13 protein-coding genes are annotated in these 21688 nt (G+C 37.3%); 7 read left to right on the forward strand and 6 right to left on the reverse strand.

The annotated features are described in order from the left end of the window. Nucleotides 1-80 precede the first annotated feature (80 nt). The 4 genes from gcvP (at nucleotide 81) to KO502_RS01855 (ending at nucleotide 6602) form a co-directional block, all read left to right on the forward strand. Nucleotides 81-2990 carry an aminomethyl-transferring glycine dehydrogenase gene (gene gcvP / locus KO502_RS01840; protein ID WP_216020843.1) on the forward strand — a complete coding sequence of 970 codons (2910 nt, stop codon included), beginning with the start codon at nucleotides 81-83 and terminating at the stop codon, nucleotides 2988-2990. A 305-nt stretch (nucleotides 2991-3295) separates the two neighbouring features. After that, nucleotides 3296-4186, forward strand: coding sequence for a retron St85 family effector protein (locus KO502_RS01845; protein WP_216020844.1), 891 nt, complete (start codon nucleotides 3296-3298; stop codon nucleotides 4184-4186). Between the two features lie 160 nt (nucleotides 4187-4346). Continuing rightward, nucleotides 4347-5321 (forward strand): retron St85 family RNA-directed DNA polymerase, encoded by a 975-nt coding sequence (locus KO502_RS01850; protein WP_216020845.1) that lies wholly within the window; start codon nucleotides 4347-4349, stop codon nucleotides 5319-5321. A 282-nt stretch (nucleotides 5322-5603) separates the two neighbouring features. Further along, a complete protein-coding gene (locus tag KO502_RS01855; protein ID WP_216020846.1) occupies nucleotides 5604-6602 on the forward strand; it encodes a transposase in 999 nt (332 codons plus the stop codon). 922 nt (nucleotides 6603-7524) lie between these two features. On the opposite strand, the gene KO502_RS01860 is transcribed toward KO502_RS01855, so the two are convergent. From KO502_RS01860 to KO502_RS01885, 6 genes are all read right to left on the reverse strand, one after another. Continuing rightward, a complete protein-coding gene (locus tag KO502_RS01860; protein ID WP_216020847.1) occupies nucleotides 7525-8922 on the reverse strand; it encodes a nucleotide pyrophosphatase/phosphodiesterase family protein in 1398 nt (465 codons plus the stop codon). Nucleotides 8923-8966: 44 nt separating this feature from the next. Then, nucleotides 8967-10292 carry a metabolite traffic protein EboE gene (gene eboE, locus KO502_RS01865; protein WP_216020848.1) on the reverse strand — a complete coding sequence of 442 codons (1326 nt, stop codon included), beginning with the start codon at nucleotides 10290-10292 and terminating at the stop codon, nucleotides 8967-8969. Nucleotides 10293-10315: 23 nt separating this feature from the next. Next, a complete protein-coding gene (locus KO502_RS01870; protein ID WP_216020849.1) occupies nucleotides 10316-11206 on the reverse strand; it encodes a TatD family hydrolase in 891 nt (296 codons plus the stop codon). A gap of 138 nt (nucleotides 11207-11344) precedes the next feature. Beyond that, nucleotides 11345-12181, reverse strand: a complete 837-nt coding sequence (locus tag KO502_RS01875; protein ID WP_216020850.1) for an EboA domain-containing protein — start codon at nucleotides 12179-12181, stop codon at nucleotides 11345-11347. Nucleotides 12182-12207: 26 nt separating this feature from the next. Then, nucleotides 12208-13086, reverse strand: a complete 879-nt coding sequence (locus KO502_RS01880) for a UbiA family prenyltransferase (protein WP_216020851.1) — start codon at nucleotides 13084-13086, stop codon at nucleotides 12208-12210. Nucleotides 13087-13088: 2 nt separating this feature from the next. Then, on the reverse strand, nucleotides 13089-14234 hold the full coding sequence (locus tag KO502_RS01885; RefSeq protein ID WP_216020852.1) for a 3-dehydroquinate synthase: 1146 nt from the start codon (nucleotides 14232-14234) through the stop codon (nucleotides 13089-13091). 733 nt (nucleotides 14235-14967) lie between these two features. Between KO502_RS01885 and KO502_RS17180 the strand changes: the two genes are divergently transcribed. From KO502_RS17180 to KO502_RS01895, 3 genes are all read left to right on the forward strand, one after another. After that, a complete protein-coding gene (locus KO502_RS17180; RefSeq protein WP_289846763.1) occupies nucleotides 14968-15093 on the forward strand; it encodes a hypothetical protein in 126 nt (41 codons plus the stop codon). 264 nt (nucleotides 15094-15357) lie between these two features. Beyond that, nucleotides 15358-18066 (forward strand): discoidin domain-containing protein, encoded by a 2709-nt coding sequence (locus KO502_RS01890; protein WP_252730441.1) that lies wholly within the window; start codon nucleotides 15358-15360, stop codon nucleotides 18064-18066. Nucleotides 18067-18232: 166 nt separating this feature from the next. Further along, the gene (locus KO502_RS01895; RefSeq protein WP_216020853.1) at nucleotides 18233-21496 is read left to right on the forward strand and encodes a glycoside hydrolase family 2 TIM barrel-domain containing protein; all 3264 of its coding nucleotides are present in this window, start codon (nucleotides 18233-18235) and stop codon (nucleotides 21494-21496) included. Nucleotides 21497-21688 lie beyond the last annotated feature (192 nt).

Raw genomic sequence — 21688 nt, forward strand, 5'->3', positions numbered from 1 at the left:
TATTAAATTAAAACCTTGAACAATGTAGTTCGAGGTTTTCTTTTTCCAAAATTAACAATATTTATTTAAGTGAAACTGTTATGACCTCAGAAAATACGGGTAATTCTAACGCTTTGTCGTTAAATCAATTAGAGCAAAAACAAGACTTTATTCGTCGCCACATCGGTTCAAATGAAGTGCAAACACAAGGTATGCTAGCAGATCTTGGTGTTGATTCAGTTGACGCCTTAATTGATGAAATTGTACCAAGCGCTATTCGTTTAGCTGACTTACCAAATATTCAAGAGAGCAAAACAGAAGTGCAAGCATTGGCTGATTTAAAAGCCGTTGCTAGCTTAAATAAAGTAAACGACACCTATATTGGTTTAGGTTACTACGGCACGTTAACACCAAACGTTATTTTGCGTAACGTGTTAGAAAATCCAGGCTGGTACACTGCCTACACGCCATACCAACCTGAAATTGCCCAAGGTCGTTTAGAGTCATTATTAAACTATCAGCAAATGTGTATCGACCTTACCGGTCTTGAACTGGCTTCTGCGTCGTTATTAGATGAAGGCACAGCCGCCGCCGAAGCAATGGCATTAGCTAAGCGTGTTTCTAAAAACAAAAAATCAAACTTATTCTTTATCTCAAGTGATGTTTACCCACAAACCATCGACGTTGTTAAACAACGTGCTGATATGTTTGGTTTTGACGTTGTTATTGCACCTGCAGAAGACGTAGTTAATCACGATGTATTTGGCGCATTATTACAATACCCAAGTGCAACGGGTGAACTACGTGATATTTCAGACCTTATCGCGCAAGTACATGAGAAAAAAGGTATTGTTGCTGTAGCTGCCGACATTATGAGCTTAGTGCTATTAAAAGCGCCGGGTGAATTAGGGGCAGATGCCGTTATTGGTTCAAGCCAACGTTTTGGTGTGCCTATGGGCTATGGTGGTCCACATGCTGCGTTCTTTACCACGTCAGACAAATACAAGCGTTCTTTACCGGGTCGTATTATTGGTGTTTCAAAAGACACACGCGGTAATGCAGCTTTACGTATGGCAATGCAAACGCGTGAGCAACATATTCGCCGCGAAAAAGCCAACTCAAACATCTGTACGGCACAAGTATTATTAGCCAACATGGCAGCGTTTTACGCGATTTATCACGGCCCACAAGGTTTAAAAACCATTGCTAATCGTATTCACCGTTTAACTGATATTTTATGTTTAGGTACGGCGATGAACGGCGTTACCGCTATTCATGCGAACTACTTTGATACTTTAACATTCAATTTAGATAATAAAGCGGATGTTGTTGCCCGCGCATTAGCTGCAGGTGTAAATTTTAGAACTGATGTAGAAGGTCAAATTTCAATTTCAATTGACGAAACCACCACCCGTGAAAATGTCGCTGAGCTTTTCGATATTTTATTAGGCGAAGGGCATGGCTTAAACGTGGCAGAGCTTGATGATAAAATTGTTGCCTGTGGTCATTCATCAATTCCTGCATCACTTATTCGTGAGTCAGAAATTTTAACGCACCCAGTATTTAACTCGTATCACAGCGAAACTGAAATGCTGCGTTACATTAAAAAATTAGAAAACAAAGATTTAGCCTTAAATCACTCAATGATTTCGCTTGGCTCTTGTACCATGAAGTTAAATGCAACCGCGCAGATGATCCCAGTATCATGGCCAGAATTCGCTAACATGCATCCGTTTGCGCCAATCGACCAAGCGCAAGGTTACAAGCAAATGATTGACGAGCTAGCCGACTGGTTAGTTGAGTTAACAGGTTACGACAAAATGTCGATGCAACCAAACTCTGGCGCGCAAGGTGAATACGCAGGTTTAATTTCAATTGTTAAATATCACGAAAGCCGTGGTGATTCTCATCGTAATATTTGTTTAATTCCATCTTCAGCACATGGCACAAACCCAGCAACCGCACAAATGGTTGGTTTTAAAGTGGTTGTAGTAGATTGTGACAAAGAAGGTAACGTTGACATGGCCGACTTAACAGCCAAAGCTGAAGAGTTACGTGACAACCTAGCATGTATCATGATCACTTACCCATCAACACACGGTGTTTATGAAACTACAATCGCCGAAATTTGTAATATAGTTCACGACAATGGTGGTCAAGTTTACCTTGATGGCGCCAACATGAACGCGCAAGTTGGCTTAACGTCACCAGGCTTTATTGGCGCTGATGTTTCGCATCTTAACTTACACAAAACTTTCGCTATTCCACACGGTGGCGGTGGTCCAGGTATGGGTCCTATCGGCGTTAAAGCGCATTTAGCACCGTTCTTACCTGATCACGCAATTATCAATGTAGATGCAAGTACAGCAGGCAACGGCGCAGTATCAGCAGCACCATTTGGTAGCGCAGGTATTTTATGTATCTCATACCTATATTGTGCAATGTTAGGTAAGCAAGGTGTTACCGATGCAACTAAATACGCCATTACTAATGCGAACTATGTAGCCACTAAACTTAGCCAACATTACCCGTTGTTATACACAGGTAAAAATGGCCGAGTAGCACACGAATGTATTATTGATTTACGTCCGCTTAAAGCATCATCTGGTATTACCGAAGTTGATATTGCTAAGCGTTTAATCGACTACGGGTTCCACGCGCCAACTATGTCGTTCCCAGTTGCAGGCACGTTCATGATTGAGCCAACAGAGTCTGAATCGAAAGTTGAATTAGATCGCTTTATTGAGGCTATGGTTTGTATTCGTGATGAAGTACGTAAAGTAGAATCAGGCGAATGGACGTTAGACAACAACCCATTACACAACGCACCACATACGTTAGCTGATATTACTGATGTATGGGAGCGCGGTTATACCGTTGCCGAAGCAGTATTTCCTGTGCCAGCCGCTGCGGCGAATAAATTCTGGCCAACGGTTAACAGAATTGATGATGTGTATGGGGATCGAAATTTGGTGTGTAGTTGTCCACCGATTGAGACTTATGTGGATTAGTTAACTCTTGATCACAACAGATCAAGTTGGAAACCGGTAACATCAAGTTGGAAACTGCAAATGTAGTTGGAAACTTTAGATAAATCTTATATAGGCGAACCAGAAATGGTTCGCCTTTTTCTTTTGTTAAAAGCAATATTCGTCTAAGAGTAAAAGACTAAAAAATAGTTACTACTAAGTTATCTATTATAGTAGTGTTATGTCGGTCGATAATGGAAACAGATTTAAATTAAGACGGATATAAAACTCTCTTAATATATTTCCAAATTAAACATTAGTTTGTACTGAAAGGTGTTGTAAAAAATATGGAAAGAAACCTGAGAGATAAAGACTTAGAGCAAGTATCCAAAATAGTAAAGGATAAAATATTTGTACCTAAAAATGAAAAACAAGTTACTGTTTTTCTATGCGGTGCTGATATTAAAAATAATAAAACTGCAAGATCAAAAATGGCATCATTATTTTCATCAGTTGCAAGGTATGAGCTTTTATATCCTGAAGATATCTTTGATGATTTACTTGCTGGTGCGGGAAAACATAGCCTATTAACATTGGAAAATGTTCTAGCAGGAAGTGTCGATGCAATTGTGATTTTTCCTGAAAGTCCAGGCTCTTTTGCTGAATTAGGTGCGTTTTCGAATAATGAAAAATTGGCTGAAAAGATGATTGTTTTAGCCAATAAAAAGTACGAACGTGATAAAAGCTTTATTAATTATGGTCCTAATCGGTTAGTAAAAGCATCAGATACAGGGAAAGTATTTCATTTGAATTATGGCGACTTTTCTGATGAAGATAATAAAAAAGATTTATATAAGAAAGTAAATGATCAAATTACTAAAATTAGAAAGGCTCATCCAGTCCCTAAGAATGTAGCTAACTTACTTGAGACTGAAAATTTTATTTTACCCTGTATTTACCTTATTGACGAAATTGATCATGGAAAACTTTACAAACTTTTAGAATTTGCAACGGATCACAATAAGCAGCTATGCGAAATAGCTACAAAGTCTTCATTGGGGCGCTTAGTCTCCAAAAATTACATTACCCGAACACCTAAAGGATTTAAAGTTACAGAGCTTGGTGCTGACTATGTTCGTAAAACTTTTAAAGATCAATCTCTTGATAAAGCTAGAATAGAGATCTTGAATACAGAAAATCGTAGAAACTCTAGTGTGAGCTATGGTAGAGTTCAGTAGGCGCACATCCTTAGCGAGTGAGGTCAAACTCACTGGGTAGTGTTTCGCTATCCTGCACATAAACTAGAACAATGCCGCATATAAATATGCAGAACAAGCGACTCGTCGCTTGAGCTGCATTTTTATATCCAGAACTTAAGACGTAAGGATGTTGCGCCACATGACAATTAACAATATATATCGATTGAAAAATATTGGTCTACCGGTTATGCAATCTATTGAAGACTTAGCTAAACACGCAAGGCTATCAATAGAAAAAATTAGATATTTATCTGTAAGAGCAGAATTTATATATCTCACATATGAATTGCCTAAAACTAATGGAAAGACACGAGAAATTGCTCAACCATCTCGCGAATTAAAAGCTATCCAAAGTTGGATTTTACGAAATATCTTAGATAAACTTTCACCCTCAATTTACTCTAAGGGCTTTGAAAAAGGCACTTCTATACTAGATAATGCATTCCCACATATTGGATCTACATTTGTATTGACCATTGATTTAGAAAATTTTTTTCCAACTGTAAAGGCATCTAAGGTTTTTACTCTTTTTAAGTCAGTCGGTTACAATAAAGAAATGTGTGTGTTATTAACTAATTTATGTGTGTACAAAGGTGGATTACCCCAAGGTGCGCCGACATCACCTAAATTATCCAATTTAATCTGTGATAAGCTGGATTCTAGAATAAATGGTTATGCTGGTCCTAAGGGAATTGTTTATACTAGGTATGCAGATGATATAACATTATCTGCCAACAATATCCAAAAGCTACAAAAAGCAAAGGACTTTATAGGTACGATAATATCGGATGAAAATTTTAAAATTAATAAATCCAAGACGAAATTATGTGGAACTAAAAGGCAAAAAATGATTACTGGTCTTGTATTATCTGAATCAAGTGCTGGAATAGGAAGAGTTAAATTAAGAGAAATCAGGGCCAAAATACATCATGCTTTCGTTGGTAAGCATAATGAATTTGACCATATAAATGGATTGTTATCGTTTACTTATTCGGTAGACAAATCTTCATACAAAAAACTTTATCGTTTTATTGATAAAATGAATAAAGATTATCCGGATTCATTAGCTGTATTAGAATTACATAAAAATCTTCTAAAAAAACAGCTACAATAAGTTAAGTACATTTCCATTTATCCGTAGTGATAGCTTATTCATCACTCATCCTCCAGATATGCAATCTATTCCTCATACCACTTTCTAGCATCCAAATCTCATCCTCACCATTGACTGCTTGAACAATCGACTGTACTAAGTAAACGGGGATAAGTAAACGGGGACACCCATCTATTAAGTAAACGGGGACACCCATCTATTAAGTAAACGGGGACACCCATCTATTATTGAATAAATAAAGCTTTTTTACTATGGTTAAGTAACAACCTAAGGAGAGGTTTTATGACTCAATCACGTAGTAAGCAAATATCACTGGAAGATACCCGTTATTATCACTTAATTTCTCGCTGTGTTCGCCGCGCTTATCTTTGTGGTGAAGATGCCTATTCTAAACAAAGCTATGAACATCGCCGCCAATGGATGGTTGATCGTATCCGTTTTTTAACAACAGTTTTTGCTATAGATGTTGCCGCTTATGCCGTGATGTCAAATCATTATCATATTGTTGTGTATGTAGATGAAGAGCAAGCTAAATTGTGGTGTGATGAGGAAGTTTGTCAACGTTGGCTGCAACTATACCATGGTCACCCTCTAGTTGAACGATTGCAATCGGGTATGAGTAGCTGCCAAGCTGAAATAGATAAAGCACAAGAAATTATTGATAAATGGCGAGAGCGTTTAGTTGATCTCTCGTGGTTTATGAGAAACCTGAATGAATATGTTGCGCGTAAAGCCAATGATGAAGATAGCTGTAAAGGTCGGTTTTGGGAGGGGCGCTTTAAATCGCAAGCGTTACTCGATGAAAAAGCCGTTTTAGCGTGTATGGCCTATGTTGATTTAAACCCAGTTAGGGCTAAGATGGCTCAAACGATACAAACATCACAATACACATCCATTTTTGAGCGTATTCATGATAAGGCAAGTGATATTGATACCCCATCACAATTGTCATTTCCGATAAAACCCTTATTAGGCTTTATCGGAAATGACCATCAAAATTCATCCAAAGGTATCACTTACTCTTTACTTGATTATTTAACGCTAGTTGAAGAAACAGGGAAAATAATTCGAGAAGATAAGCTTGGTGCAATCAACTTGCAAGGTATGTCGTTATTGCAGCAATTAGGTATTAATCAAGAAAACTGGCTGAATTTGGCCCAACACTTTGGTAAACAATATCATTATGCTGTTGGTTCATTAGAAGAGTTATCGGAATTTGCCTTACATACGAATAAAAACTGGATAAGCGGTCAGCGACGGCAAGCTCAAGTATTTAAGTAAGTTTTAGTTATTTTATCTTATTAGTTTCTTTGTCATACAAGCCATTTGTAAAGGGGGACTTGCCTAAAAAATGTTGATTTCGATGAAAAATAGATAGTTAACATTAAATAGGTTAAGTTTTGTTGCTGCTGTATTATTTTTGAATAGTTTTATTAGGTTTATTTTGAGCGTGTGTGATGATTTAAATTTATGGCTGTCCTTATTTGTTTTCCTTATTTGTTTAAGACTTAAAAACTCAACGGTCATCGTTATCTGTAATAGCTGCCAAGAACACCAATTCCGTCTCAGTGAATAAATATCAATTTTGTAAAGTGTCAGTCAAGCTGAGCCATGGATGGCGAAGACTGCCGCTTTTCATGGACGAATATCGGCAGGTATTGACTGTAAACTCAAAATTGTGATTTATGCTTTTCACTGAGCGGACGCCGCAGGGGTTCCAAGGGGAGGCGCGGCGGTACGTCGCCCCTTGGGTGTGGTCGCCACCGCGACGCCAAGCAGAAAATGTAAATTTCAAGCCATGCAGTTAATAAAATTAACCCCAAAAACTGGATCCCCGACCAAGACACCACGGGGATGACGAGCAAAAGTTAGGTGCTTATTATCTCTATGTCATTCCCGAAGTACTTTGTCGGGAATCCATGTAATTTAAATTTATGGCTGTCCTTATTTGTTTTCGTATCAGTGTTGTTGAGTATTACGAAAACCAGTTGTTAGAAAAAGGGGAAGTTAGATTATCTTGTAATAGGTAAATAGGGACATATATGTCCCTATTTATTTGTTGTCCTTATTTGTTCTTCTTGATCGCCGGACGTTTACGAATATTTAAAATTCAGATAATGTATTAAAAAAATAGACAAACTTCGGTTTGTCTATTTTTTGTTTGAAGAACAGTTAATATTTAGCTGAGTATATGTACTTTGAATTACGCATTAGAAAAATGTGCTAATATCAAATCAAATACATCTGTTTGTTTATAGTTTTTATTTTTCAGTAGTGATTTTTCAGAGGCTATGAGTATTGCCCCTAGGTTTTTATCATCAGTAATACGTCCATGGCTACCCTTGATAAGATCAGCATCTAGCGGAATAACATCCATTAAATAGCGAAAACCTAATTTCTTACGTAGCACTTTACTCGCTACTTTTAACAACGGAAATTGAATGTCAGGATCAATAAACATCTCTACAGGGTCATAACCAATTTTCCTGTGTATATCTACGGTTCGAGCAAACTCAGGGGCTTTGTTATCGTCTAACCAGAAGTAATAAGTAAACCACGCATCCGCATTGCTTATTGCTACCAAATCACCACTACGTTGATGTGCTAAACCGTATTTTTTTTGTTCTTCTTTATCTAATACTTCATCGATTCCGTCTATAGATAACAACAAGTTTTTAACCTTATCACTATTGTGTTTATTCTTAATGTAAACGTGAGCACATTGATGGTCTGATACCGCGAATACTTCAGAAGCGGCACAATCAATATTTTCAATTGTTTGTTTTTTACTGAGTTGAGTTTCACGTATTTCAATATAACCTTGCTCACGTAAAATTCGATTAATATGGATGGGCTTATTAACGGCGGTAATGCCGTATTCAGATACGATCATAAATTCTGCTTCGTATTGCTGGTAAGCATCAATGATTTCGCCAACTACTTTATCGATTGCTAAAATTTCAGCTGGAATAGAAGTATGTTCTGGCCCCAATTTTTGTAAACAATAATCCAGATGAGGTAAGTAGACTAATTGTAAATCGGGTTTATTAAGTTCAAACTCTTTTACTGCTGCTTTAGCAATCCACTGACTTGCGCCAATACCTGCCTTGGGACCCCAAAAGTTAAAAAAGGGGAATTTTCCAATATCACTTTCAATATTTTGATGAAGACCATTAGGTGAAGAATACAAATCAAATATTTTATTACCATCGGCTAAATAATGCGGCCTTGGGGTCATACTGTTATCAACATTGGCGTACATGTTGTACCACCAAAATAATTTAGACACTTTTAAAGCAGGGTTCTTTTTCTTTAAAACATCCCAAATTTTATCTGATTGAACAAGCTGATTCGCCTGTTTCCAAAAGCCAACTTCGGCCAGTTCATGAAAATACCAACCGTTGCCAACAATACCGTGCTCAGAGGCTTGTTTACCGGTAACCATTGCCGATTGAGCAGTAGTAGTAACGGCTGGAAACTCAACAGCTAACGACTGACTTTGATAACCTTTGTCTAATAATTTATTTAAATTAGGGGTGTGTTCACCAAGCATGTAAGGGCTTAAACCAACCACGTTTAATACTACTAATGGAGCTGACATATTATTCCTGTATATACATTAAATGCATGAGATAAGTGTTGTTATTAAAGTAAGTTTTTATTTGTTAAAGCGGCTTCGAGCCAATAAAATTCTGCTGCTAAACCGTCATGTAAATCTATTACTTGTTTATCTCCCGTACTTAAAAAATTTAGCCAAGTGTAAGTTTCAATTTCAAGGCAAGGTTGTAGCTTTTTATTCACTGTTAAAAAGTCCAGTGTTTCTAGAATTGATGCCTGTGTAGATGACAAAAAGGCATAAGGAAAATCTGATTCCGTTTGATTAATAGGAATATGATAATGCACTTTCGCGTTTAGTACTAAATCACTATGTTGTGATGACTTATTTGTTGATTGCTTAGTTATTGATGAATTAGTTGTTACTGATTTACCCGTCATCGATTGAGTTATTACAGCGTTTGTTGTTAACGATTTAGCTGAAAATAGGGTGTTGGAGACAAGATCGGATAATTGGTTTTCTTCTAAATCGGCTAGCTCTGAAATCAAAGTATTCTTTGAAAAAACTTTGGTTTGATGCAAAAATTTTTGGTCTTTAAATAACGCGGTTAATTGTTTTACTTTTTCAAGTGAGTCTATCTCGGCATTAACAGCGTTAGATATTTGAATTTTTGCGATATCAATACCTAGCGTTGTAATAGCCGTTAACGAATCAGTAATATTCTCATTCATTACCGCTTGATGGCAGGTATCATAACAACAGCCAATATAACGTAATAGCGTTGCTTTAGTGAGGCCTGACGTTATTGCTGCAGGCACCAAATCATTTTTAAAAAATTTAACAAGTTCATGAGTGTGCTGTAAAACACAATCAGGCTCCATTTCAATGCAAATAACAATTTTCTTACCTGTTTTAACTTCTAATTCAGCTAGATATTGTGCTAATTCAATGAATTGATTAATGGCTAATTGATGTTGAGATTCATCCCAAGTATCAGCGTAAGCTAAGGGGAGCGTTGATATTGCTCCTTTATGGCATTGCTCGGGTAAACAAGTTGCCAAAATAGTGGCTAGATTTTTAGTATATTGTAAACGCTCGGCTTGCGCCCAAGTTGGCAAGTACACATTTTGCTTAACGACAGCTTGATGAAAATCCCCATAAGGAAAGCCATTTAAGCTGGTTAATAATACGCCATACTCATTGAGTGATTGTTTAAATAAATACAGTAACTCAGGCTCTTCAAGTAACTCGTTAACCGCCTTAGCCGATAACCAAAGTCCTGAAGCCATTTCTTTGAGTTTTCGTTTTTCACGAACACTTGAAAAATGCTGTTTGATATTGTTAATAACAGAAGAAACATCTTCGCCTGGATGTACATTACTGCAATAGGCGAGATGCTTTTTGGAAAAATTCATTATCCAGAACTCAGGTTAACTAATTATTTAGCTGATGTTTCAATAATCGGCTCTTGACCACGTAACACTTTATTATCTTCAAACGTTTTAGTTTGATCAATTAAAGGTTTTTTCACCATATCTAAAGAAATACGGCCACTTTGTGCAAAGAAGTTAATTGGGTTGTTAAAGGTTACTTTTTCAACTTGCTCTTTGGTAAAACCCTGTTCTAACATTGCTTGGCCTGTTTTTGGTACCTTAAGCGGATCACTACAACCCCAATCAGCAGCACTGTTAACGATCATTTTATCAATGCCGTATTGCTGTAATAGTTTTACCATTCGAGATTCAGACATTTTAGTATTTGGGTAAATACTATGACCACGCCAACATTCGGTTTCTAATACTAATGGTAGCGTTTGTTCAGTTAAATGATCAACTAGTACCATATGCTCGGCAATACCACTTTCTTTAATCACATCAAGAGTACGTTTTGTACCGTTCACTTTATCGCGATGCGGCGTGTGAATAAGTACCGGTAAATTCATCTCTTTCGCAAGCTGCAATTGTTCGCCTAAGAAACGGTCTTCTTCTGGCGTGATATCGTCATAACCAATTTCACCCACACCAACAACATTATCTTTTTGGCAATAACGCGGTAAAATTTTCATCACCGCTTCAGCAAGCTCAACATCATTCGATTCTTTAGGGTTTAGGCCCATAGTACAAAAGTGCATAATACCGAATTGTGATGCTCTAAAGTGTTCCCAGCCAATTAGCGTGTCAAAATAATCAATAAATGAACCCACTTGCGTGCGTGGTTGCCCTAACCAAAAAGCAGGTTCAACAATACCAACAATACCAGCAGCAGCCATATTTTCATAATCATCAGTGGTACGCGCTAACATGTGAATGTGTGGGTCAAAATATTTCATTATCATTCCTTAAGTCATTTGTTATAGACATAGGTTTAACTATGCTCTTTATGATCAGTTTTATTATCAGTTTCGTTAGGTTTTTGAGTGAGATAAGATCTAATCACTCATCATAAAGTTCATCACTTTCTAAGAAAGCTAATAGTCCTTTAATGTGGTATTATCACACTTTACAAAAGTGAGTTCTTGAAGTTCAATTAACCTAGCAATAGTGTCTTTATGATGTGCATCGTGTTGTGAAAAATGCTGAATATAGTGTTCAAAATCAGCTTGATGCTCAGTGGTTAAATCTACATATTTTATCGCTAACCACAATGAAGCTGGTGGTATACGTTCAGCTAAAGCTTGTTCAACAGCATATGAAAAACACATATTACTCAACGATGAATTGCATCTTTCGGACAATAATAAAAGCTCATCTATCGCTAAACCCATAAACAATGTTTTTAATACTAATTGATTAAAGTTTAATTCAGGGAAAAAAGTACCAGGGTAGGCATTGTTTAAGGCTAATGCGGTGTATTCATCAACACTGTTACAACGTGTCGCGTTTATCGCTACATTAACGGCTTCGCCCTTTTCATCAAGTAACAACAAACCTTTAAGTAAAGCTGACTTTTCAGCGCTATCTCCGCCTTGGTAATATTTTTTTAAAAACGAGGCGAGGTTTACTATGTTTGGCGTTACATTAGGAGTTGAATTAGATGCTGTATCCGTTGTTGTTTGCGAAGCGTTAAGCGCCGTTAGCAAGAAAAATATTCTGAACACTTCAACACTGTCACAATGTTTAAGCTCAGTAAATTGTATTTTCAGCTCGGTTTGGATTTTGCGTTTAACAAAAACAGAGGCGTCTAGTATGTCATTATTTATATCGGTGCTATTACGTAGAGTTTGCACTGTGCTGCTAAGCCACTGCAGCTCCTCTTGTGATAGCTGTGCGTATAATTCACGTTCTAAATCTTGGTATAACATCATTGATTAAATTTTATTTCGTTGAAAAATTAAGTCACGTATAAGTATTTATTAAGCATACGGCAAGGGGGTAACAAAGCCAAAATAAGTAGACTCAAGATATATTCACCTGATAGAGCCACAATAAGTGCATCAAGTGGAATAACACCGATGACCATGAACCCAATAAGTTGTTGAATATTAGCCGGAGTAAACGCTTTAAAAACATTCAATAATTTATTTAGCATAAGCATTGCCCAAATAAACATTAGAGAATAAGCAATTGTTAGCTCAACAGTACTCAAGATAAAAACTACATTAATTAAATAAATGCTCGCTAAACCCGTTAAGACTAACATGCTACCACAAAATACAACGCTGTTTTTGTTGCGAGCGTGAGTCTCTTGTTTACTTAAGAAAGTTAATCCGGTGATATAAAAGAATATTGGTAACGCTAATAAAAAACTTTCGCTACTTAACGCAACAAAACTAGCACCTAGCAGCCAATTTAAGTAACGGCAACTCGCCATACACATTGAGCCGAGCAGACCTTCTTTAATGAAGCCGTTATATAAAAAAATAGTGGTTGTTAATGCAATACCAATAACACCTGAAACCACACTGTAACTAAATGAGAATGCTAATCCTGCTAAGATAAAACTAGCTCCCAACATCCAAGCTGATTTTAATGAGATATCGCCATTAGGAATAGGTCTTTGGGGTCTTTCAGCTAAATCTTCTTTGTAGTCAAAGCAATCATTTAAAATCATACCGGCAAAATAAAATAACACGCTGGCCATTATTAAGAGTAAAACATCCCAACGAAGATTAGCTTGGCTGGTAATAATAGAGGCTGCCAAAATGTTTGACATAGCCGTAATACCAGCAGGCGCACGCATCAGCTTTAAAACGGTTAAAAGGGTAATCATGGTTATAAGCTCTTTAATTGCTCAATGGCTTGAACCATTAATACTTCGTCAATTACGTTAACTTCAAAACCAGTTCCAATGTTACTTAATAACGTGATACATAAGTCGCCGCCGAGGTGTTCTTTAAATTCAGCTAATGCTTTTGATATATCAAGCTTACTTAATATTGAATGGTTTAATTCAAAACCAACGTCTTTTAATAAAGCTAAAATATTTTGCAATTCATCAGTTGATAGGTGTCCAGCTAACATAGAATATATACTATCTATAGCGATACCTATGGCAACAGCTTCACCATGACGTAATTCATTATTACTTAATTCTTCTAGTTTATGCGCAGACCAGTGGCCAAAATCTAATGGTCGTGCAGAGCCCAATTCAAAAGGATCACCACTGGTTGCTATATGATTTAAATGCCACTTGGCACCCTTAATAATCATATTTTGCATGGGGGCGTCTTCGAATTTAGCTAACTCATGTCTACTCTGGTACAGCTCGGTAAAAAAAACGTTGTCTTTAATTAACGCCACTTTAATTGCTTCAGAAATACCGGAACGTTTATCTCTATCGCTCAATGTCGTTAATAAATCAAAGTCGTTTATAACGGCAAATGGTGGTGCGAAAGTGCCAATATAATTTTTTCTATGATGGTAATTGACGGCATTTTTCACTCCGACTCCTGCATCATTTTGCCCTAAAACTGTTGTGGGTATTCTAATTAATCGAATTCCTCGGTGCGCCGTAGCGGCTGCAAAACCTATAGCGTCAACAACAGCACCACCACCTAACACCAATATATAAGAATGGCGATCTATAGCATGTGTCTCTACCGCTTGATAAATACTATCAATGAGTTGTTCGTCATTTTTACAGGCTTCGCCACCAGGTACTATTATTTCAGGTAATACATTAATTTCGTGTAATTCTAAATAATCGGCAATTTGTTGCGGTAATAATGGATTGCTATCGCATAACCCTTGGTCAATAACAGCCATAACCTTTGGAGACTCATTTCTATTATCAATTAGGTCGATTAAAATATTATTGTTCTGGTCAAAAACTTCTCGGGTAAATAATACTGGGTACTCATAATGGAGTGTGAATTTTTGTTTTATTGTATACTGCTCAAGCGTGTTTACATCAGACATAACACTAAACCTCTAACTACTATTTTTAACTGACTTTCTTACCCATTTTTATACCAATCTTTATATGAAAAAAGATACTCATTAAGCTTGTGTAAGTGTGTTGAAAATTTAAAAAAAGACAGGCTTTGACTATTTTATGTATTATCAATTTGCAGGTAAATTATGGATATTGTATATATTTAATTGTTGCGGGTAAATCATTAATTAACTACCATTTAGTTCTATAAAATATGCCATTGAATCAATATCTAGACATGGTTTTATTATTTAAAATCAGTCAATTCTCATCAGTTGAATTCTCATCAGTTGAATTAAAAAGTGTAGCTTAATAATAGTGGTGTATTGCCTTGTTGTAACGTGAGTACCTCGTTATATTTGAGTTGCCCGATTCATAATTACCAGGTTTTATTAACTCACCATTGTCTATATCTTCAGCGTCATTGTGAATACAGCAGATAAAAAGCGGAAAGGGTAGAGATTTTAAACATGAGTTACTGCCTAATAACTGGCTATTAGGATTGAAAGCAACGATGTTATTGAATATTTAGACCCTTTTAAAAGATTATTTACTAAACAACCACCGTCTTTAGATGGTGTTTGTTTATTGTTAACATTAACAATGTTGACAAAGTTTGTTTTGTAGGTTTAAAGTAGCGATGTAAATAAAACATCAGTATGTTTTTTAAACAGAATAACACTGATTTGTGTTGAATGAGCTTCAAGTGATAGCAGTATGGCTAAAGTTAATGATCAAGATGTTGTAACAGGTATTGAATTTGAAGAGGCTATCGAAGTTAGTTATAAATTTGATTCAGGTGTTTTTTGCGCTAACTTATCTGTGACACAAGTATTAACATAATTATAATTTGGTAAAGTATTTACTTACTTGCCTTATTAGTTAACGCTTCATTTGAAGCGGTATTTTTTATGTAATTTATAGAGATTTATTCCTCAGTATATGTTTGTTGCAATACGAGGCTCTGTAAAATATCTGTCTAGTTCAATTATAACCTTATGGTTATCAGTTTTAATTTACCAGTCGAAAATATTATAAATATCAAATTTTTACATCTGACGTGATTATTTTAATTCACTTATAAATCAATACAATAAGAGTTGTTATATGACTATTTCTAGGTTCAAATCTTTATTATACCTCACCCTAATTTTACAGTTTGGTTGTGAAAATAAAACGCTTGAAGAGAGGGATGCACATTCCGTTGAGAGCGCTAAACAAAATATGGTGGAATCAACATCATCAACTCAGCAGTCAGGAAAAAAATCAGCCAAAACACTAGAAAAGAAACATGAGCATCAACACGGTCATAATTTTCAACAAGTTGTCGGTCTTTCTCCAAAGGAATCTCATGCAGCCATTGTCGTTCAAGATGGTTTTAAAACTGAACTTGTAGCACATGAGCCTATGGTTGAAGAGCCTGTGTTAATGACATTTGATGGTAAGGGCCGAATGTACGTTGCTGAAATGTTAACTTATATGCAAGATGCTGATGGTAGCGGGCAAATGGAGCCACTTAGCCGTATTAAGCGTTTAGAAGATACTAATAATGATGGTGTTGCTGATAGTTTTACTATTTTTGCCGATAACTTACTGTTACCTAGAATGGTGTTGGCATTAGAGGACGGTAAAATATTAGTGCGTGAAACGAACACCTTCGATTTGTTATTAATTGAAGATTTAGATGGAGACGGCATTTCTGATAAACGGACAACTATTTTTAAAGGCGGTAAACGAGGTGGCAATTTAGAACATCAACCTAGCGGACTCATTTGGGGCATTGATAACTGGTTATATGTTACTTATACCAATAAAAGATACCGTATTAACAAGGGGGAAGTTACTAGCCAAACTATCCGTTATGGTGGTGGTCAATGGGGCCTCGGGCAAGATGAAGCGGGTAGAATGTATTATTCTGCGGCCAGCGCAGAGCAACCTGTTTTTGCCTTTCAGTTCCCCAGTGTATACGGCATGATTCCGATTAAAGGGGAAACAACAGAAGGGTTCAATGAAGTTTTTCCTATTGAAAACATTCCTGATGTACAGGGCGGGAAAATTCGTTTACGTGCAGATAATACGTTAAATGCCTTTACTGGCGTTGCAGGACAAAGTATTTATTTAGGTGATAAATTACCAGAGATTTACGGTAATTACATCCTACCTGAGCCTGTCGGTAACTTGATTCGTAGTGCTAAAAGGGTGCGAGAAGATGGGTATACCGTCATCAGCCACCCTTATCAAGCCGAGAAAAAAGAATTTATCGCTTCTACAGACACAGCCTTTAGGCCTGTTTGGAGTGAAACCGGACCCGATGGTACGCTTTATATTGTGGATATGTACCGAGGTATCATCCAGGAAGGTAACTGGACTAAGAAAGGTTCATTTTTGCGCGGTATAATTGAACAATTTGGCTTGGCTGAAATAACGGGAGGCGGGCGAATATACCGTGTAACCAAACCGGGTGTAGATCTTGGTGAAAAGCCTAATATGTATGCGGAAACACCTATTGAATTAACAAAACACCTTAGTCATGAAAATCAGTGGTGGCGAATTAACGCCCAAAAACTAATTGTCTTAGCGCAAGACATGTCCGTTGTACCTGAACTTAAAAGCATAGTTAAAACGCATAACAATGCAATGGCTCGTTTGCACGCGCTCTGGACACTTGAAGGCCTAGGTATTATTGACCAAGATTTATTAATCGCAGCGTTCACCGATTCAGACAGTAATGTTCGCACAGCCGCTGTTCGCATATCAGAGCAACTTGTTAGTAAGTCTGAACAAGGTATCGTTAAGGTTTGGAAATCTCTTATAGCTACTGCAGACATCGAGTTAGCACAGCAAATCTTATTATCGACTTCTTATGTTGATATCCCTGAAGCATTGAGTAAATCAGTTCGCGATACAGTAATGGTTAAATATCCTAATAAAAAAGGGCCGTTAGCGATAAACAAAGCAATTCTGTATCAAGAGAAAGCTCAGGCAAAATATGACGCTTTGGCGAAAGGTAATCAAGCACTAGCAAAAGCGTTAAAACGTGGCGAACAAAATTTTGAATCACTTTGCGCCAGTTGTCATGGTGCAGATGGCAAAGGAGCCCCGGCAGGCGATAAATTGATCGCTCCATCTTTTTACAATAATCCTAGGGTTTCAGGCGATTTGGCGACACTTGGGCGAATTGTTTTACAGGGATTATCAGGACCTATTGACGGTGAAACATATGTTGGCGGTGTAATGGCATCCATAGCCTCGAACGAGGACCAATGGATTGCTGATGTACTTACCTATATAAGAAATAACTTTGATAATAAAAGTTCAATAGTAACGGCTGAGCAAGTCAAATCGTTAAAAGAAATGAGCGCGAGAACAGCGCCATGGTCCTTGCCTGAGTTAAGTGAATTGTATAGTCATAAATTAACCAATAAAAAAGCATGGAAATTCAGTGCTAGCCACAACAATAAAGACTTTGGTGCGTTGATCGACGGCAAAGCTGACTGGGCAAAATGGGACAGTGGAGACCTGCAATCCATTGGAATGTGGTTGCAAATTGAATTACCAGGCACCTATCGTATCAGTCAAGTTGATATGGATTGTGGAAAATGGACATGGCTTTGTGCAACCCCGTTTGATTTGTCTTTTTCTGTTGATGGTGAACACTGGGAAACGATAGATAAAAACATTCAAACAAGCGGTAAGCGTATCAGTGAAACACTGGGGCATGAAGCCAAGTTCATTCGTTTTACACTGAAAAATGGTAGTGTAAAACAGAACTGGGTGATTTCAGAAGTTGATGTATTTGGTAGTGCTATCAACTAATTTACTTTGGTATGTTCTAAACGCCGAATTTCAATATAACTTATACCCGAGTAACTTGGGTATATACCTGTATACATGATTTATATATTAGGAGTCTATGGTGACTTGTCATTTTTACCGAGGATGCTCTTTAGCATTTATTTTATTACTTTCTGCGTGTAGCAACATGCCGTCTCATCTTGCAAATAAACAGCAAGCTGCAGACTACCTAGACAAAGACTGGGAAAACCCTGCGGTTATCTCACGTAATCGTTTACCAACCCGCGCTATGCCTTACTCTTATTCCACAAGCGAAGCTGCATTACTTAGCTTAAGTTCAGAAGCTGGTCGTGAAAAAAGTGATTACCTAAACTTGAATGGCCAATGGCAGTTTAGTTATCAAGAAGATGACGAATCTATTGATAACTCTTTTGTTGCTAGTGATTTTGACTCTTCAGCGTGGACAGAAATTCCAGTTCCCTCAAATATAGAATTACTTGGTTATGGTATCCCTTATTACACTAATACTGAATTACCTTTTTATTCTGGCGGCGGCACTTCTTCTATTCCTGATACCAGCCCAAACATAGCTAAAGAAAACCCTGTTTCTTTTTACATTAAATCGTTCGACTTACCTAAAGGTTGGAATGAAAAACAAGTTATTTTACATTTTGGCGGTATATCTTCAGCTTTTTATGTTTGGGTTAATGGACAAAAAGTTGGCTACAGCCAAGGCAGCCGATTACCAGCAGAGTTTGATGTGTCAAACTTTGTGCAACAAGGCAAAAACAAAATAGCGTTACAGGTTATGCGCTGGAGTGACGGCAGTTATCTTGAAGGTCAAGACATGTGGAAAATTAGCGGTATTCACCGTGAAGTACTGCTACTGGCACAACCTAAAACTGCGATCAGAGACTTTTTTGCGAAACCTAAGTTAAGTGATGATTACCAGTCTGCGGAATTACAAATTCGTCCGTTTTTAACGCAAAGTGATAATGAAAAAATGGCCGGTTGGACATTAACAGCTGATTTATTTGATGCAAAGAACAACAAAGTAAACCAAGTGAGTATTAATGCTGACACGGTAATGCAGTCATATCCACAACGTGAAAATATTCAATTTGACCTAATTAACATTAAAGTAAATAAACCAAAACTTTGGACTGCAGAAACGCCTTATTTATATAGCTTGGTATTAACATTAGCTGATGATAAAGGGCAAGTGATAGAAGCTAAAAGTAGTAAAGTTGGCTTTAAAGACGTAAAGATTGACGCTAACACTGGTGAGTTATTAGTTAACGGTAAAAGTATTAAAATTATCGGGGTAAATCGCCATGACCATAATGCGATAAGGGGCAAAGCCCTGACTCGTGAAGATATGCGCAATGATGTTATTTTAATGAAGCAAAATAACTTTAACGCGGTACGTACAGCTCATTACCCTAACGACCCTTACTTTCTCGATTTATGCGACGAGTATGGCCTTTATGTTATGGATGAAGCTAATGTTGAAAGCCATTTATTTGGTGGTCAATTTTCAAATAGCCCACAATGGGTGCCTGCCATCATGGACAGAATTATGCGTATGGTAGAAAGAGACAAGAACCATGCGTCAATTATTTCCTGGTCTTTAGGTAATGAATCAGGCATGGGGCCTGGTCATGCAGCTGCCGCCGGTTGGATAAAAGATTATGACTCAACACGTTTTGTTCATTATGAAGGCGCGCAAGGTGTACCTGAACACCCAGAGTTTATTCAACCACCACGTGGTTGGTATTGGGTACCTGAAACTATGGAGAAACTTGGCCGCATAACGCCGATGGCTAACCCTACAGATCCACCGTATGTGGATGTTATTTCACGTATGTATCCAAGTATTGAATACTTAAAAGGCATGTCAGACAACCCATACATGAAACGTCCTATTTTAATGTGTGAATATGAGCACGCCATGGGTAACTCAATGGGCAACCTTGATGAATTTTGGGATCTCATTTATCAACGTAAAAATTTAATTGGTGGTTACATTTGGGATTGGATGGATCAAGGGTTAGAGCACAAAACAGAAGGCGGTGAAACCTTTCTTGCTTACGGTGGTGATTTTGGTGATACCCCTAATTCACATGCCTTTAACCAAAACGGCATTGTTGATTCATATGGTAACGCCAGCCCAGAACTACACCATGCTAAATATGTATTTCAACCCGTAAAATTTGAAACGGTTAATTTAGCTCAAGTATTGACATCAGGCACGGCCAAAATCAAAATTACTAACCGTTATTTCCACCGAGCGATTAATTTAGAAAATATCCGTTGGCAGTTAATGGCTGATAATGAAGTGATTGACCAAGGAACATTAGCTAAAAACAGTCTTGACGCGGGCGATACTAAAACGATTAACATTAAATTATCCGCTATTGAAGAGCAAAGTGGTGTTCGTTACTGGTTACGTTTAAGTGCGCATACTGCTAATGATGCTCCTTGGGCAGAAGCAGGTTATGAAATTGCTAAAGAAAAGTTTGAATTAGTGTCAGCTTCACCAAAAATATTAAAAAAATCGACAACAGCTTTAAAAGCAGCTCAAGACGTAACCTTGATAGAAACTACCAATAAAGTTGCAATCAACAATTCATTGTTTACTGTTGAATTTGATACAGAGAAAGGTCAACTGACGCAATATATTGTGAATAATGAAGCCATGATTAAATCACCTTTAACCATGAACTTTTGGCGCGCACAAACGGATAATGATCGCATTGGTTGGAGAACGCATGAAACTTTAGGCTTTTGGAAAACAGCGGCAGACTCTTTAGTATTAACTGATTTTTCAGTTAAAAAATTAAATGAGCAACAAGTGCAAATTACAGTCACGTCAGCAATTGATACTAAGTTAACCGTTATCAATAACTATACCATTAATAGCTTGGGTGAAATTGCCGTATCAACCCAAGTTGATGCCGATAAATCTTTACCTGTTATCCCAAGAATAGGCATGCAAGTTGGCATTAATCAGAACTTGAGTGATGTTACTTATTACGGGCGTGGACCGTTCGAAAACTATAGTGATCGTAATAAAGGTGCTGAAATTGGTATTTATAAAGGACAAGTTGATACATTAACTTATCCGTATATGGTGCCGCAAGAAAACGGTAATAGAACCGATGTGGATTGGTGGCAGTTAACACAAGCAACGTCTAACGTGGGTATTATCATTAACGGTAGTGAAAACCTCAGCATGTCAGTGTGGCCTTGGTCACAAAAGAATATCGATGAAGCTAAACACCCTTATGAGTTAGTTGAGCAAGGTTTTACTACGCTAAATATTGATCATAAACAAATGGGCGTTGGCGGTACTGACTCATGGTCCTCGCTAGCCGCACCTATAGCTAAGTATCAAATACCCGCAGGTAAGTATAACTACAGCTTTACGATTAATGTGGTTGGTAAGTAGTGACAGTTCATCTATAACGTTAAGCGCCTTGGGCTACTTCATCCCAAGGCGTTTTGTTGTTGAGCGTTGTTGATGTTGTTGAACCTTGTGTGGTTTGGCTATCGCAGTTTCACAATAGTTCATATATACCCGTTACCATTCAAAGTGCTGTATTTCAGTGGGAATTAAAATGTCTTTAAGCGGCGGTAAATA

The sequence above is a fragment of the Colwellia sp. E2M01 genome, assembly GCF_018860585.1.
Taxonomy (GTDB): Bacteria; Pseudomonadota; Gammaproteobacteria; order Enterobacterales; family Alteromonadaceae; genus Colwellia.